Here is a 15,158-nt window from a genome sequence, read left to right on the forward strand (position 1 = left end):
GTGTCAGCGGCGCGCAACTTTTCCGCTTTACAGCCCGTTTACGAAGGCCAGATCTCAGGACCTGCGAGCTGTCTGACTCAACCACGACGCCCTGGCAGTGCCGCTTAACCAGAGAAAATAGTATTTCCTGAAGTGCACCTCAGCGCCAGCCGAGGGCTTGGAACGCCACCAGCAGCCCCAGGCCAGTGACCAGGGTCCACAACACGTCGCGTGTTTTCCACGCCACCATCGCCGCGAGCAGACCCGCCGCCAGCCGAGGCCCAACCGGATCGAAAGCGCCGGTCGACGGCGCGTACAGCAGTTCGGGTGCAATCAGTGCGGCCAGCACGGCAGCAGGCACCAGCCCCAGCGACGCGGTCACGCTTTGTGGCCAGTTCCGGTCACGCAGCAACACAAGCACCGACGCGCGCAGCAGCAGGCTGCCGACACCGACGCCCAGGATCAGCAGCCAGACATTCACAGCTTCCTGCTCAGCCGACGCTGCGCGAACAGGCCAGCGGCGATGCCGCACAGCGCCCCCAGGATCAGGTTCAGGCGGAACGGCAGGTCATGGGCCGCCACCGCCACCAGCGCAGAGACCACGGCGGCGAACATCTGCGGCCTGCTTCTGAGGACCGGCGCAAGCAGCGCGATGAAACTGAGGGGAACAGCGAAGTCCAGCGGCCAGCTCGCAGGAATCCGTGCACCCAGCAGCGCACCGACAGCCGTACCCATTTGCCAGGTGAGCCACATCGGCATGGCCGCCCCAGCGTAATACGCCACCGCATTCGTCTCTGTTGCGGGCCGCCCCAACACCACCGCATACGACTGATCGGTGAGGCCATACGCGAGTGGCCAGCGCCGGGCGGGCGGCACGCCGCCGAACAGCGGCTGGATTGAGGCCGAGTACATGGCAAAACGCAGGTTGACGATCAGGGTGGCTAGGACAATCAGGAGGGTGGGCGTGTGGCTGGCAAACAGCTGAGAGGCGATCAGCTGGGCTGATCCGGCGTAGCCGATCAAGGAGAAGGCGATGGACTGCAGGGGGGTGAATCCGGCCTGAACCGCGGCAATGCCTGCCACCATGCCGAATGGCAGCACGCCTGGAATCAGGGGCACAAAAGCGCGCACGCCGCGCCAGAAGGCCGGGGGCAAGCGGGACGATAGTGCGCTCAGGGCCGTCATGGTGTCCGGGTCGACGGATTACGCCTGACCACCTCGCACCCGGTCTTCCGGCACCGCTTCAGCTCGGGAACAATCATGTCCGTATTTGACACGACACAATGGGGGTATGAACTTCTCTGAACTACACAGCAGCGTCCCCAGGTTGCGCCCATGCCGGGCCGGGGGCCACCATGACATCTGAGCTGGAGGCCCTGGGGTGGGGAGCGGACTTCGAGGAAACGTATCAGGCGTTCTGCGCTCCGCTGTCCCCCGATGAGTGTGCCCGCATGACTCCCGTGCGGATCGTCGGGGTGCAGCGCCAGACGTTCCAGGTACGCGGCCTGCACGGCGAGGAGGAAGCCCGGCTGGCCGGTGCGTCGCGCCATGCCGGAGCGCTCACACCCGCCATCGGGGACTGGTGTGTTCTGGAAATGGCTCCCGAAGGGGGCGGGCGACTGCTGGCCGTGCTGCCCCGACGCACCACTTTTGCCCGCGCCTTGGGCGCATCGGAGGAAACTCGGCGGCCCCAGGCGGTCCGTCAGCAGGTGATCGCGGCCAACGTTGATCTCGTCCTGATCGTTACGACCCCCGACGCCGATTTCGACCTGGAACGGCTGGAGCGCTACGTGCTGGCCGTGCAGCAGAGTGGGGCGCGACCCGTGCTGGTTCTCAACAAGGCTGATCTGCATGCGAACACGGACTGGTGGGTGCAGCAGCTCCGCACCCTGGGACCAGAGTTGGAGATACACGTCACCTTCGCCGAGAGCGGCCAGGGCCTGGAAGGCGTACGGTCTCTTCTGACTGGGGGGGTCACGCTGGCCCTGATCGGTTCTTCGGGCGTGGGCAAATCTACCCTGACCAACGCCCTGCTGGGCCGCCCCGCCGCGCCCACCGGGGAGGTACGGGCCAGTGACCAGCAGGGCAGACACACGACGACCAGCCGCACGTTATACACCGTGCCCGGCGGAGGCCTGCTGATCGACAATCCAGGGCTGCGCGACATCGCGGTGTGGGACGCGGACGCCGCCGACTTCGGCGAATTGGAGGCGCTGGCCGCGCAGTGCCGCTTCCGCAAATGCACGCACACGACGGAACCCGGCTGCGCGGTGCAGGCGGCGGTCCAGGCGGGAAAGGTCTCAGCCACGCGGCTGGCCGCGTTCCAGGCTCAGCAGTCACGACGCGCCCGACGCTAGCGCCAGGGTATGGCCCGGATACCGGTGAATCCAATCGCAGCAAGGGCTAAGTCTGTTGCGCTTCTAGCACTCCTCCGGGTTCGGACGGCTCCCAAGGTGGCCGTCTGCAGGCACGAGCATCGCAAACTGAGGCGCAGGCATGGGGCGTTAGACCCGATCGGTCTGACCTGGCGTCTGAGCGCGTTCCAGGGCTGCGTAACGTCCGTTCCTGGCGCGCAGGACGGTGGGTGGGCCGTCCTCCACGATGACTCCATCCTCCAGGACCACCACCCGGTCGGCGCTGCGGGCCAGCGACAGGCGGTGCGTCACGATCAGGGCGCTGCGACCCTGCATCGCTTCCTCTAGCGCGCGCACGATCAGCGTCTCGGACTCGGCGTCCACGGCGCTGGTCGGCTCGTCGAGCAGCAGGACGGCGGGATTGGCCAGCAGCACGCGGGCGATGGCCAGACGCTGGCGCTGCCCGCCCGAGAGCTTGACACCACGCTCGCCCACCAGCGTATCCAACCCCTGGGGCAACGCGGTGACGAAGGGGGTTGCCCCGGCGCGGTCCAGAGCCAGCGCCACCTCGTCCGGCGTAGCGTCGGGGCGGGCATAGCGCACGTTGTCCAGCACAGTATCGTAGAACAGGAACGTATCCTGCGGCATCACGGCGGCGGCGCGGCGCAGCGAGGGCAGGGTCAGGTCGCGCACGTCGTGGCCGTCCAGAGTGACGCCGCCCGCTTGCGGGTCGTAGACGCGTGTTAAAAGCCCGATCAGGGTGCTCTTGCCCGCTCCCGATTCACCCAGCAGAGCCACCCGCTCCCCGGCGGCCACCCGAAGATTCAGACCGCGCAGCACCGGCAGGTCAGGGTTATAGCCGAAGGTGACGTCCTGGAAGACAATCTCACCCCGCACCGGCTGTGGCAGGGGCCGGGCGTCCGGGCGTTCCAACACGGTCACCGGGGCGTCCAGCACCTCGAAGATGCGCCGCCCACTGGCCTCGGCACGCTGAAGCAGATCGTTGAGCCCGACCAGATCGTCAATCGGGCCGTAAAAATAGCGCCCGTAGCCCCGGTACGCCAGCAGACCGCCCAGCGTGAATTGACCGCGCGCAATCAGGAGCACCCCGCCGCCCAGCATCAGGATGTTGCCGAAGTTGGCGATAAAGCGCACCAGTGGAAAGGCGCGGTTGCGAATGACCACCGCCTTCATGCCCTCGTCGTACAGTTCCCGTCCAACGGCGCCAACCTTGCGTGCCTCGGCCTCCTCCCGGGCGAAACCCTGCACCACCCTAATGCCGGAAAGCCGGTCTGCCACCGTCGCGGAGAGATCTCCCAGGCGATTGCGGGCTGCACGGTACGCCGGACGCACCGTCTGGTTGTAACGGGTCAGCATCAGCGCCACGGCGATCATCGGCAGAACCACCACCGCGCCCAGCAGGGGTTGCAGCGCGATAAAGATGGCGATAACGCCAGTCAGGCGCAGCGCGTTGCCCAGCACTGTGTTGATGCCGCGCAGCAGCACGTCCTGAATCCCGTCTACATCTGCCGTCACGCGGGAAAGCAGATCGCCGGTGCGCTGGCCCTCAAAGTACGCCGCTGACTGGCCCGCCAGTTTCTCGTACAGCTTCAGGCGCAGGTCCAGGGTGAGTTGCTGCCCGGTGCGTTCCAGCAGCAGCCCCTGAAATGCCGAGAGCAGTTGCTGCAGGGCGTACACTCCCACCAGCAATGCCAGTTGCCACCCGACAAATGTCCAGTCGCGCCGCACCAGACCGATATCCACCACCCGGCCCCACACCAGGGGCGGGTACAGCTCGGCCGCGACGCTGCCGACAAGCAGCAGCATGCCCAGGCCGATGGTGACGCGGTACGGACACAGCAGGGCGTAGAGACGGCGGATCGTGGAGGGGGAAGGCGGCGGGGTAACGATAGGGCACCTCTACGGGTCAGCGGGGGCTCTACAGCGTCTGACCACGCGGGGAAAGCATACGCGTTAAAGGCCACCTTACCCGTGGGAGCCGGCACACAGACTGTGCCTCGGGAGTGGGCCGCAGAAAATGCCACTGATGGCAGACACCTTATAAATAGCTTCCGCTGCCGGTCATGCTCGAGCTGACACAGTGTGATGGCACCTGAGCTAGAGCATCCAGGTCAACGTAGCGGTTGCAGAGCCCGCTAACACACTTGCAACTTCTGTGCACTCCTCTGCCCTGCTCGGCGCTTATCGCGGTGGACCCAGAATCTATCCGCAGAAGCTGTCGAAGGCAAGAAGCGCGCTTGGGGACACTGAGACATCTACCAGCAGAGGTAGGCAGAACAGGTGAAGGGTGGGGGCTTCACCATACCCTGTGCCTATGGGTCTAGTCAGCGCACCAAGCTTACATAGAGAATCCTGCCCCCTTGACAAACGGACATGTCTGGCACAACAATACCGCTGTAACCGCTTACAGAACATTGTGCAGACTGGAGACTCCTCCGGCTAGATCCGTCTGCTCGTTATCTTGTTTCCATGGTTTTCCGCACGCCGTTTTTGTAAGCGGTTACAACGCCTCATCATCTCTGTCCTGTGGTCCGTCACCCGTGCGGTGAGGAAAAGGAGACAAGCTGAACGCATGAAATCCCCCCGGCCCACCATCGACGACATCGCCCGCGAATCCGGCGTCAGCACCGGCACCGTTAGCCGGGTGCTGAACGGCCACAGCACGGTGGCGTCACGGACCCGTGACCGGGTGCAGGACGTGATCGCCCGCCTTGGCTATGTTCCCGATCCTGCTGCACGGCACCTGAGCTGGCGTACCGGGCAGACGCTGGGCATTTCGTTTGACCGGGACGATCCGGTGCTCCACCCCTACAGCGTGCTGTTTCGCCGCGCGCTGGAGGCCCATACCGCGCCGCAGGGCGTGCAACTCGTGGATCTGCGCGCAGACCTGTCACGCCTGACCAGATTGCCCAGCGCGGTGTTGGTCATGCACGCCATGGATGGCGATCCGCGCCTGAGTTTCCTGCGGGATGCGGGCGTACCTGCCGTGTTGATCGGTCACCAGCCGGACTTCTTCTGGGTGGCTCCGGACGACGTGGGCGGCGCGGAAACAGCGACCCGACAACTTACTGACGCCGGACACCGCCAGCTCGCCTTTCTGGGGGCGGGGTCAAGCCAGGTGGCGCAGGACCGTGAGCGCGGAGCGGTGGCGGCGGCTCAGGAGGCCGGGGCGCAGATCACCACGATCAGCAGCGATTTTACGGTGCTGGGCGGCTACCGCGCGCTGCGCCAGGCCTGGGAATCAGGAGTGCGGTTCACCGGGTTGTTCGCCCAGAGCGACGAGAGCGCTGCCGGCGCGGTCGCGGCCCTGCAGGACCTGGGCCTGGACGTGCCGGGGCAGGTCAGCGTGGTGGGTTTCGACGGCCTGCCCGAACTGCCTATCAATGTGCGGCTGACCACTGTGGCCCAGGACATCCCCCGCATCGCGTCTACCGCGCTCACGCTGGTGCAGGAAGCCATTGCGGGCCTGCCACCACGCGGTGAATTTATTGAAGTCGAACTCATTCGTGGCGCAACCGTTGCGCCTTTCCCTGGAGGGAAGTCATGAAAAAAACATTGTTTGTCAGCCTCGCTGTCCTCGTTGCCGCTGCTGGTTCGGCGCATGCCCAGACCACCATCAAGATCAACGGCTACGGTGGGCAGGACCCGGCCATCGTAGGTGACCTGATCAACCGCTTCGTCAAGCCTGCGCTGGCGAAGGACAACATTTCGGTGGTTTACCAGCCGCTTCAGGGCGATTACAACCAGCAGCTCACCACTCTGCTGGCGGCAGGGAACGCAGGCGACGTGTTCTACGTGCCCGGTGAAACCTTCGACGGCTACGTCGCTACCGGCAGGCTGCTGCCACTGAAAGGCGTCGTAAACACCACGCCGTTTATCAAGAGCCTGAACGATGCCTTCACCCGTAATGGCAAGACGTACGCTGTCGCCAAGGACTTCAACACCCTAACCCTGGTGTACAACAAGGACATCTTCGACGAAGCCAAGGTGGCCTATCCCAACGACAATGACACCTGGACCAGCTTCCAGAACAAGCTGGCGGCCGTCAAGAAGGCGCTGGGGAATGACTATTACGGCGCGTGTCTGGCACCGGACTACGCCCGCATGGGCGAATTCGCCTTCGCGGCGGGATGGCAGCCCTTTGACGCCAAGGGCAAGACCAACCTGCTCGATCCGGCCTTCGTCTCAGCCTTCAACTACTTCACCGGCCTGACCAAGAACAAGGTAGCTGTGCAGCCCTCCGAACTGTCGCAGGACTGGTCGGGCGGCTGCCTAGCCTCGGGCAAGGTAGCGGTGGCCATCGAGGGCAACTGGATCGTGGGCTTCCTGAAGGACAATGCCCCCAACCTGAAGTACGGCACGGCCCTGATTCCCAAGAACGACAAGACAGGCAAGCGCGGCAACTTCGTATTCACCGTGGGCTGGGCCATCAATGCCAACACCAAGAACAAGGCGGCCGCCGCCAAGGTGCTGAACATCCTGACCAGCCCGAACGTGCAGCAGTACGTGCTGGAGCAGGGTCTGGCGATTCCCAGCCGCTCGTCGCTGCAAAACAACGCCTTTTTCAAGAAGACCACTCCCGGTGCGCAGAACAGCAAGGCCGTCTTCCAGGGCGCCTCGTCGGGTACGGTGCGGCCCTACTACTTCGGCACCCAGGGTTCGGACTGGACCAAGCCCATCAACACGGCCCTGGCCGCCGTCCTGAGCGGGCAGAAGTCCAGCGCCGACGCGCTGAAGCAGGCGCAGCAGGAAATGAACACGTTCCAGAACCGCTGAGCTGACCAGGGGCCAGAAAGTGGGTGAGTTGGGGAGTGGTCACCGCTCCCCACTCACCTGCTGGCCCCAGTGTGTTTCCACCGGAGGGCCGCCATGCTCAAGAAGGGACAGACCCCTGCCGCCTATCTGTTTCTCGCACCATTTCTGATCACCATCGGGATCTTCTTCTTTTACGCCTTTGCGCGGGCCATCTACTACTCGTTCACCGATTTCAACCTGTTCAACGATCCCACACTGATCGGCGTCAAGCCCTATGTCGACGTGCTGTCTGATCCCTCGTTCCGGCGGGCCCTGGCCAACAGCCTGGTCTTTGCGGTCATCACCACCACGCTGCAGACTGTCGGCGCGTTATTGATGGCCGTGGCGCTGAACAACAAGATCCGGGGCATGGCCTTTTTCCGCGCGGCGTGGTACATGCCCAGCATCACGTCCAGCGTGGTGATCACCTTGATCTTCCTGTGGCTGTTCCAGCGTCGGGGCGTCGCCAATTACGCGATCACCCAGTGGCAGACCTTCTTGCCCTACACGCTGACCTTGCTGGGCGTGCTGATCGCCGCGCAGGTGGCGCAGGTGCTGTGGGAGCGCTCGCGCCGCCTGCCCGCCGGATGGTTCGATCCCGCGCTGGCGGCGGTCAGCCTGCTGATTGCCGTGGCGGTGACCGCCGCCTTGAGCTGGACGGGCGTGCTGTCGGCGCGGGACGTGGCTCCCTACGATTTTCAGTACTTCTCGGACCGCTGGATCAGCATCGGCGGCGTGCAGATTCTGAGCATCCCGATGCTGGTGATCATCATCCAGAACACCTTCACCACCATTCCCACCCTGATGCTGTTCTTCCTGGCAGGTTTGCAGAACATTCCCGGCGCGCTGTATGAAGCCGCTGACATCGACGGCGCAACGCCCGCCCAGAAACTGCTGAATGTGACTGTACCGATGCTACGACCCGTGAGCTTTTACGTGATTACCGTGGGGCTGATCGGCACCATGAAGATGTTCGATCAGGTGGCCGTGATCGGCAGCGCCGCGCCGCGGGACACGCTGATCACCCTGGCGTATTACGTGTACACCAACACCTTTAAAGCCGGGGCAGCGCCGGTCAACATGGCCGCCGCCGCCGCCATCGTGCTGGCCGCCATCATTCTGTTGATGGTGTTCCTGCAACGCCGCTTCATCAGTTCCGAGGCGATCTGAGATGACCACCACCCCCACCCTTTCCGAGACCCACCGCGACGCCGCTGATCTGGACCGGTGGCTGGCCCGCCGCCGCTGGGCACGCGCGGGCTGGCTGTATGTCTTCATGCTGGTCATGAGCATTTTCTTTCTGGGGCCGTTTCTGATGGGATTGCTGAGCAGCATGAAGGACAACCCCAACGAGTACCCGCCCCGCCTGGTCATTCCCCAACTGACCCCCCAGTCGATTTCCAAGGCATATAGCCTGGGCGTGCAGGGGGCAGGCAGCGGCTGGAACGGTGGCCTGACACCGGGCCACACCGTTACCTTCGACGTCAGCGTCCGCTCACCCGCCGACGCCCCGCAGGTCCCGCCCACGGTCGCGCTGTTCCCCTACCAGCCCACCAGCCTGGTGGCAATTGCCCGGCAAGCTCAGGCCACCGATTACGCCACAGTGAAAACGGTGCAAACCGGCCAGTTGGGCGAGGTTCGCAGCTACCGGATTACTGTCGACTACCCTGCCCTGACCTCGCAGCAGGGCCAGGTGATCGAGGCCACACTGGCGACGCCCGACGCCAATCTGAACGCCAAACTGCCCAGCGGTCAGACGGTGCCAATCACGCTGGACACTCCCGCAGCGCAGGACAAGCAGTATTCGCTGAATGCCACGCAAGCGGTGGAACTGGTCAGGGCAAATGACCAGTATTACTTGCGCGGCCCTGTCTTTGAGCGGACCCCTCTCCAGGTGGATGTCCAGCGCGGCCAGAGCATTGTCTCCAGCACCCTGCCGCCCAGCGACAGACAGAACTTCGGGCGGTCTTTTGCCTACCGCAACATCACGCCCGGCGTGCTGGGTTACACCTTCAACAACTACCGCCGCGCCTTTACCGAGACCACCAACCCCCAGACCGGGCGTAGCCTGTTCTTCTCCTGGGTGCTGAACACCTTTTTCTATGCCTTCCTGCGGGTCAGCGCCGCCATCGTCTTCTGCTCGCTGGCCGGGTACGCCCTGGCCCGCATGGACTTTCCCGGCAAGAACCTGATCTTCGTTGGTGGGGTGCTGTTCGTGCAGATGGTGCCCGATCAGGTCAACCTGGTCAGCAATTATGTCCTGCTGCAGGACCTGGGACTGCTGAACATCTGGGGCCTGTGGTTCAACGGCCTGGTGGCGGCAGGCGGTGTCTTTCTGATGAAGCAGTTCTTTGAGGGCATGCCCAAGGAACTCGAGGAATCCGCTGCCATCGACGGTGCCGGGCCGCTGGTCACCTTCTTCCGGGTGATGCTGCCGCAGGCGGGGCCCGCCCTGATTGCGCTGGCGATTACCCAGTTTCAGGGCGCCTGGAACGACTTCTTCTGGCCGCTGGTGATCCTGCGCCAGAACACGGACTACCTGCTCACCGTGGGCCTGGTCAACTTCCGCCAGCTCTACGGCGGCCAGGGCGACTACGGTCTGATCCTGGCGGGCGCGGTCCTCAGCGCGATTCCGGTCATCATCATCTTCGTCGTCTTCCAGCGTTACTTCGTGGATACGGGGGCAGACAGCGCGGTCAAGGGGTAAGACTCCGCTTGGGAGCAGTCCCGCTGTCAAACCGTTACCCCGCCGACATTCCATTCACCAACGTCAAGCATGGTTTTTGCGGCTTGATTCACTTCCCCGAGCAAGGAAGCAAGGAGCTGTCATGCTGAGCACCCGCACCGTCCTCAAGGAAAATGACCTGTATCTCGTCGGAGACGCGCATTACGCCGTCGCCCAGGGCGAGAGCGGGCTGTACCGCCGCGACACCCGTTTTCTGTGCCGCTACGAATGGCGACTGGACGGCCAGATCCCGCAGACACTGATGCAGCACGAGCGCTTTCCATTCTGGTTGCAGACCCAGAGCGCGAACGCCGATGTGGGCTACACCATGCGCGTGGGCCTGAGCCGCGATCTACAGATGATGGCAACCGAGCTGCGCGACACCCTGCGCGTCACGCGTTACGCCGGGGCTGAGGCGCATACGCTGACGCTCGCCCTGGCCGCCGATTTCCTGGATATGTTTGAGGTGCGCGGCTGGCCGGTCACCGCTGATGACCGCGAGATCCGCACGGAGGCCACCGCAGACGGCGTCACCTTCGCGTACACCGCGAAAGACGGCCTCGAGCACCGTGCCGTGGTGCAGACCTCGCCCGCCGCGCAGTGGGACGGCGAACACCTGAGCTGGACCCTGACGGAGACCGAGACCGAGATCGTGGTCAGCGTCTATCCGCTGCTCTCGGACGAGACCACGGTGCCCGGCGATCCAGCCGCGCTGGCCGACGAATACGCCGCGCTTCAGGCCGGAATCGGGCGTGACCTGCAACTGTCCGATCCGCGCGACACCCGCGTGTTGACCCAGAGCATCAAAGACCTCCGCAGCCTGTCGTTCCAGACGGCACAGGGGGCGTTCCCGGCGGCGGGCCTGCCGTGGTTCGTGGCCCCTTTTGGCCGCGACAGCATGATCATCGCCCTGATGGTCAAGGAGCACCTGCCCGCTCTGGCGCTGACGGTGGCCCGCTTTCTGGCCGCGCACCAGGGCACACGGTACGACCCCGTCACGCTCGAGCAACCCGGCAAGATCCTGCACGAGCTGCGCGTGGGTGAGCTGACCCGCACGGGCCGCACCCCTCACCGTCCGTACTACGCCACCGCCGACGCCACGCCGCTGTTCGTGTGGCTGGTGGGCGAGCTCAGTGCCGCACACCCCGATCTGGCCGCCGAGCTGCGCCCCAACTGGGAGGCGGCGCTGAACTGGTGCCTGACCGACGGCGACCCCGATCAGGACGGATTGATCGAGTACACGCCCGATACCGAACCCGGCGGCATCACCAACGCGGTCTGGAAGGACAGCGGCGACAGCACCTTCACGGCGCAGGATGTGGACGTCAGTGGGCACGTCGCAGTGATCGAGGTTCAGGGCTACGCTTACGCCGCGTACGGTGCGGCGGCCCGCATGTACCGTCTGCTGGGCGAGGACGCGCTGGCGTCCGAATGGGAGACCCTTGCTCAGACGCTGCGCGAACGTTTTCAGGCAGCCTTCTGGTGGCCCGAGCGTGGGTATTACGTTCACGGCCTGAACGGTGACAAACAGCCGCTACGCGTGCTGGTCAGCAACCCGGCGCATGCGCTCTGGACGGGCATCATTCCGCCCGAATTCGCGGCGCAGGTAGCAAAAACCGCGCTGGGCGAGGAGCTGTGGAGCGGCTGGGGAATCCGTACGCTGGGCATGCGGGAAATCCGTTACAACCCGGTGAGCTACCACAACGGCAGCGTGTGGCCGCACGACACTGCTGCCGCCGCGCTGGGCATGCACCGTTACGGCCTGAATGCGGAGGCGGCGCAGGTGGCCCGCGCCCTGTTCGACGCTGCCCGCGCTGCGCCCGACGCCCGCCTGAGCGAGCTGTTCGCAGGCTTCCCCCGCCAGGACGGAACCCCGCCCATCCCGTATCCCGCGGCCTGCCACCCACAGGGCTGGGACGCAGCGGCGGTGCTGGCGCTCGCGCACTTGCTGGAATTGCCGGTGCCCCAGTCCGACAGGACGCTGGTTTAGGAGCGCTCACCCGTTCAGGGGCCTCGCGGCCTCCTCAGATCTCAGCTGCCATAGCAATTGGTTTTGCTGCGTGTCCGGGAAGGTGTAGGGCAAGCGAGAGCAGCGACTTCACCCGGCAAGCTGGGCCTGACGCTGTGGTGGCAGGCTCACCTTGCCTCAGTCGGCCATGGAGGGTCACGAGGAAGGTGGTTCCCTCGCCAGGGATGCTCTCCAGCCAGACCTCTCCGCCGTGCCGCTGGGCAATCTTACGGGTGATCGACAGACCGATGCCGTTGTCCGATGCTGAGAAGCAGACGAATGCCCCGTCCTGAGCGGCGCTCACGCCGATGAGTGTGGCGGTTTGGCGCAGTGCGCCACCGCGCCGCCAGGGTCCGCCGGAAACGCATATGTTCCGGCGCAAAAACATGTGGCTCCTGGAACTCTACGCCCGGAACACCGATACCCCGCTCGTACAGCACCATCGGCAACACGGCGCAGGCCAAGGCGCGGTCAGCTCCGCCGCGAACTGAGGATACGCTGCGTTAGTTCAGCAATACTGCTGAAATACAGCGCTTCCAGGCGCGTCAGGGCATTCCAGCAGGCGAGGCGCGTCGATCGGCGCCGTGCCCGTGTCACCATGCCTGGGCCCCTGCCCCTCTCCCCTTCTAGCGGCCACGTCGAGCCGATTTCCCTCCGGGCCAAGCAGCAGAACGGTCCTGCTCACCACGCCCAGAGCACCAGGCAACGATGCGAGGACACTGCTGAACACCGTCTCGGCGCAGGCGACGGCGAGCTGTTCGGTCATGGTCTGCAGAAATTTAGTCAGGAAAAGAAATGACGTGCTGGCCGCCGGGGCCAGATGAACCATCCTTCAAGATGGTTTGAAGCCGAAGAATCTGCCGTGACGGATTGGGGCTCTTCAGATGACGGTCCATGGCTGGTGAGCGGTTACCCTCCGCTCCCGCAAACCGACCCACTGGGGCTGTTGACAGTGTCGGAGCACGCTCCTACGATGCCCTATGGTTCCCGTCCGTTCCCTGTTACTGGTTCATCTCCGTTCTCCATGTGGGTTTGGTCCGCTTGTAAACATGGACTCTTTGTGACCGCAGCCTCTCTGGCAGATGGCGCGGTCTTTCCGGCGCTTCACATTCAGCACCTGTGTTATCCGGTTCAGGCGCTGGACGGAACGACGCTGCAGATCGGCGGGCGGCTGCAGATCCCGGCCGGTGCCGCCGAACCAGCGCCAGCTGTGGTGATCGCGCACGGCTCCAACGGCATCGATTCGCGGGGGCAGGCCCACGCGCTCGACCTGAACCGCGCGGGCATCGCTACGCTGGAGATCGACATGTGGGGCGCGCGCGGTCTGGCGGGCGGTTCCGATGGCCGTCCGAGGGCGGCGCAGGAAAATCTGCCCGATGTCTTCGGGGCCTTCGCCGTGCTGGCCGCACACTCACGGGTGGATCCCCGCCGCATCGGGCTGTTGGGTTTCTCGTGGGGCGGTGTCGTCACGCTGCTCAGCGCCACCCGGCACGCCCGGGATCTGTATTTGCCTACGGGGCAGCAATTCGCGGCGCACGCGGCCTTCTATCCGGCGTGCTGGATTTACAACACCGTCCCTGGTTACGAGCTGCGTGACCTGACCGGGGCTGGGGTGCTGGTGCTGGTGGGCGCGCAGGACCGTTACGATGACCCTGGCGAGGCGGGGCACGAGCTGATCGCCAACCTGGCACCGGCAGACCGAGCTCACCTGCGCACCATCGTCTACCCTGGCGCGGAACATGGTTTCAATATGTTTGAGGCTCCGTATACTTACCATGACCCGTTTCTGCACCGGGGGCGAGGTGGCGAGGGACTTTCGGCGCCCCATCCCGCGGCCAGGGAGGCCGCCCGTCTGGAACTGGTCCGGTTTTTTGAACAGGCGTTCGCAGAGTGAGGCACCTTCCGACACACCGCCGCGAAGGCACCCTGCGAGGAGATGGAATGATTGACCCTCTGAGCGTTGCTCTGCCACCCACCGGCGGTGTCCGTGGGCGCTGAGGCCCGACTGGCGGAACTCGGCGTGATCCTGCCGCCAGCAGCCCGGCTGCCCGCCGGAGTGATGTTGCCATTCACGACAGTCCGGGTGGTTGGGGAGCGGGCCATCGTTTCCGGTCATGGCCCGCAGGCCCAGGACGGCACGCTGGCCGGGCCGCTGGGCAAGGTAGGCCGCGAGGTCTCGCCAGTGGAGGCCCACCACGCCGCACGGCTGGTGGCCCTGTCGATGCTGGGCAGCCTGCGCCGCGAACTGGGCGATCTGGACCGGATCACCGCCTGGGTACGGGTTCACGGCATGGTCAATGCCGCGCCCGGCTTCACGGAACTGCCGCAGGTCATCAACGGCTTCTCCGCCACCATCTTGGACGTTTTCGGACCAGTCATCGGCCAGCACGCCCGTTCAGCCGTGGGTCTGGCCGAACTGCCCTGGAATATTCCAGTGGAGGTGGAGGCCGAAGTGCTGATCCGGGTCTGAGGCGCCGGGTCAGACGCCCCTCAGTCCACGATCTTCCAGCGATAGACGCCCAGAAAGTTGGGATTACTGTCCGCCGGGTGGAAGGCGCGTTCTGCGTAGCGCAGCAGGCTCTGCACGGTCAGCAGCCGCACCTCGCCGCCTTCCTGCGGGCTGGCCCCGGTGTGGTACACCACCTTGCCGTCCCCCAGATAGACCATGCTGTGGTACGAGCGTAGGCCGGGCCGGATGAAGATCAGCAGATCACCGCGTTTGGCCCGCGCCATGTTGCGCGACACCCGCACCATCGAATGGGTCGAGAGGTACTGCACCGTGGTTCGCCCCACCAGTTTGCCCGCCTCAATGTCGCCCGCCCGGTAAGTTCCGCCCGCCACCCGAAACACCGAGCGGCTGATGACGGGCAGCGGATAGCTGAACGCCTGCACCGGCCCCAGACGGGGGCGCGGGAGAAATCTGAACTTGGCAAACCACGCTGCGTCGTGCGGCATCAGGGCGTTGACAAAGGCGTAGCGCAGCAGGCCGCCGCAGTCACGGTCCTCGGGCTGCCAGTCGGCATTCATGCCGTAATACTGGCTCTCGGCGATACTGGCGAACCAGTCGGCGAAATTCGCGCGGTCCTGTCCCACCAGCTCGGCGGCGTCTGGATAGCCGTCGCGGTCCCGGTCTGCGGCACTGGGGATGGGGGGTTGGGTGGCGCGCTGGGCCACACCGCCGCCCAACGCGAGACAGACCAGCAGAGCCAGCCGGGAAGCGAAGCGGCGCCGCGTCATCATCCGAGTATTATCTCAAAATCCTCGTAGTGCGTGAGGG

Annotated in this window: 14 protein-coding genes; 8 read left to right on the top strand and 6 right to left on the bottom strand. The window is 64.9% G+C overall.

Annotation, left to right across the window (positions count from 1 at the left end; genetic code table 11):
- Positions 1–139: 139 nt before the first annotated feature.
- Together HNQ08_RS09695 and HNQ08_RS09700 are read right to left on the bottom strand one after the other, a co-directional pair.
- A complete protein-coding gene (locus HNQ08_RS09695; protein WP_184130748.1) occupies positions 140–460 on the bottom strand; it encodes an AzlD domain-containing protein in 321 nt (106 codons plus the stop codon).
- Positions 457–1,164 (bottom strand): AzlC family ABC transporter permease, encoded by a 708-nt coding sequence (locus tag HNQ08_RS09700; RefSeq protein WP_184130751.1) that lies wholly within the window; start codon positions 1,162–1,164, stop codon positions 457–459. Before HNQ08_RS09700 ends, HNQ08_RS09695 begins: the two co-directional genes overlap by 4 nt.
- A gap of 170 nt (positions 1,165–1,334) precedes the next feature.
- Between HNQ08_RS09700 and rsgA the strand changes: the two genes are divergently transcribed.
- Entirely contained in the window at positions 1,335–2,336 is a 1,002-nt protein-coding gene (gene rsgA / locus HNQ08_RS09705) for a ribosome small subunit-dependent GTPase A (RefSeq protein WP_184130755.1), read from the top strand.
- A gap of 147 nt (positions 2,337–2,483) precedes the next feature.
- Here rsgA and HNQ08_RS09710 read toward each other — a convergent pair whose 3' ends face one another.
- Positions 2,484–4,160 carry an ABC transporter ATP-binding protein gene (locus HNQ08_RS09710; RefSeq protein ID WP_184130758.1) on the bottom strand — a complete coding sequence of 559 codons (1,677 nt, stop codon included), beginning with the start codon at positions 4,158–4,160 and terminating at the stop codon, positions 2,484–2,486.
- A gap of 766 nt (positions 4,161–4,926) precedes the next feature.
- Here HNQ08_RS09710 and HNQ08_RS09715 point away from each other — a divergent pair.
- The 5 genes from HNQ08_RS09715 (at position 4,927) to HNQ08_RS09735 (ending at position 11,863) form a co-directional block, all read left to right on the top strand.
- Positions 4,927–5,901, top strand: coding sequence for a LacI family DNA-binding transcriptional regulator (locus tag HNQ08_RS09715; RefSeq protein WP_184130761.1), 975 nt, complete (start codon positions 4,927–4,929; stop codon positions 5,899–5,901).
- Positions 5,898–7,130 carry an extracellular solute-binding protein gene (locus tag HNQ08_RS09720; RefSeq protein ID WP_184130764.1) on the top strand — a complete coding sequence of 411 codons (1,233 nt, stop codon included), beginning with the start codon at positions 5,898–5,900 and terminating at the stop codon, positions 7,128–7,130. The genes HNQ08_RS09715 and HNQ08_RS09720 overlap by 4 nt, the downstream gene beginning before the upstream one ends.
- A gap of 93 nt (positions 7,131–7,223) precedes the next feature.
- Positions 7,224–8,318, top strand: a complete 1,095-nt coding sequence (locus HNQ08_RS09725; protein ID WP_184130767.1) for a carbohydrate ABC transporter permease — start codon at positions 7,224–7,226, stop codon at positions 8,316–8,318.
- Position 8,319: 1 nt separating this feature from the next.
- A complete protein-coding gene (locus HNQ08_RS09730; protein WP_184130770.1) occupies positions 8,320–9,855 on the top strand; it encodes a carbohydrate ABC transporter permease in 1,536 nt (511 codons plus the stop codon).
- Positions 9,856–9,976: 121 nt separating this feature from the next.
- Complete coding sequence (locus HNQ08_RS09735) at positions 9,977–11,863, top strand: amylo-alpha-1,6-glucosidase (RefSeq protein WP_184130773.1); 1,887 nt, start codon at positions 9,977–9,979, stop codon at positions 11,861–11,863.
- Between the two features lie 34 nt (positions 11,864–11,897).
- Here HNQ08_RS09735 and HNQ08_RS09740 read toward each other — a convergent pair whose 3' ends face one another.
- Together HNQ08_RS09740 and HNQ08_RS09745 are read right to left on the bottom strand one after the other, a co-directional pair.
- Entirely contained in the window at positions 11,898–12,269 is a 372-nt protein-coding gene (locus HNQ08_RS09740) for an ATP-binding protein (RefSeq protein WP_184130776.1), read from the bottom strand.
- Positions 12,270–12,389: 120 nt separating this feature from the next.
- Positions 12,390–12,710 (bottom strand): hypothetical protein, encoded by a 321-nt coding sequence (locus HNQ08_RS09745; protein ID WP_184130779.1) that lies wholly within the window; start codon positions 12,708–12,710, stop codon positions 12,390–12,392.
- A gap of 231 nt (positions 12,711–12,941) precedes the next feature.
- Here HNQ08_RS09745 and HNQ08_RS09750 point away from each other — a divergent pair, with 231 nt between their 5' ends.
- Together HNQ08_RS09750 and HNQ08_RS09755 are read left to right on the top strand one after the other, a co-directional pair.
- On the top strand, positions 12,942–13,775 hold the full coding sequence (locus HNQ08_RS09750; RefSeq protein WP_184130782.1) for a dienelactone hydrolase family protein: 834 nt from the start codon (positions 12,942–12,944) through the stop codon (positions 13,773–13,775).
- A 93-nt stretch (positions 13,776–13,868) separates the two neighbouring features.
- A complete protein-coding gene (locus HNQ08_RS09755; RefSeq protein ID WP_184130785.1) occupies positions 13,869–14,351 on the top strand; it encodes a RidA family protein in 483 nt (160 codons plus the stop codon).
- Between the two features lie 20 nt (positions 14,352–14,371).
- Here HNQ08_RS09755 and HNQ08_RS09760 read toward each other — a convergent pair whose 3' ends face one another.
- Complete coding sequence (locus HNQ08_RS09760; RefSeq protein WP_184130788.1) at positions 14,372–15,118, bottom strand: DUF1175 family protein; 747 nt, start codon at positions 15,116–15,118, stop codon at positions 14,372–14,374.
- Between the last annotated feature and the right edge of the window lie 40 nt (positions 15,119–15,158).

Origin of the sequence: Deinococcus humi (assembly GCF_014201875.1) — a bacterium.
Classification (GTDB): domain Bacteria; phylum Deinococcota; class Deinococci; order Deinococcales; family Deinococcaceae; genus Deinococcus; species Deinococcus humi.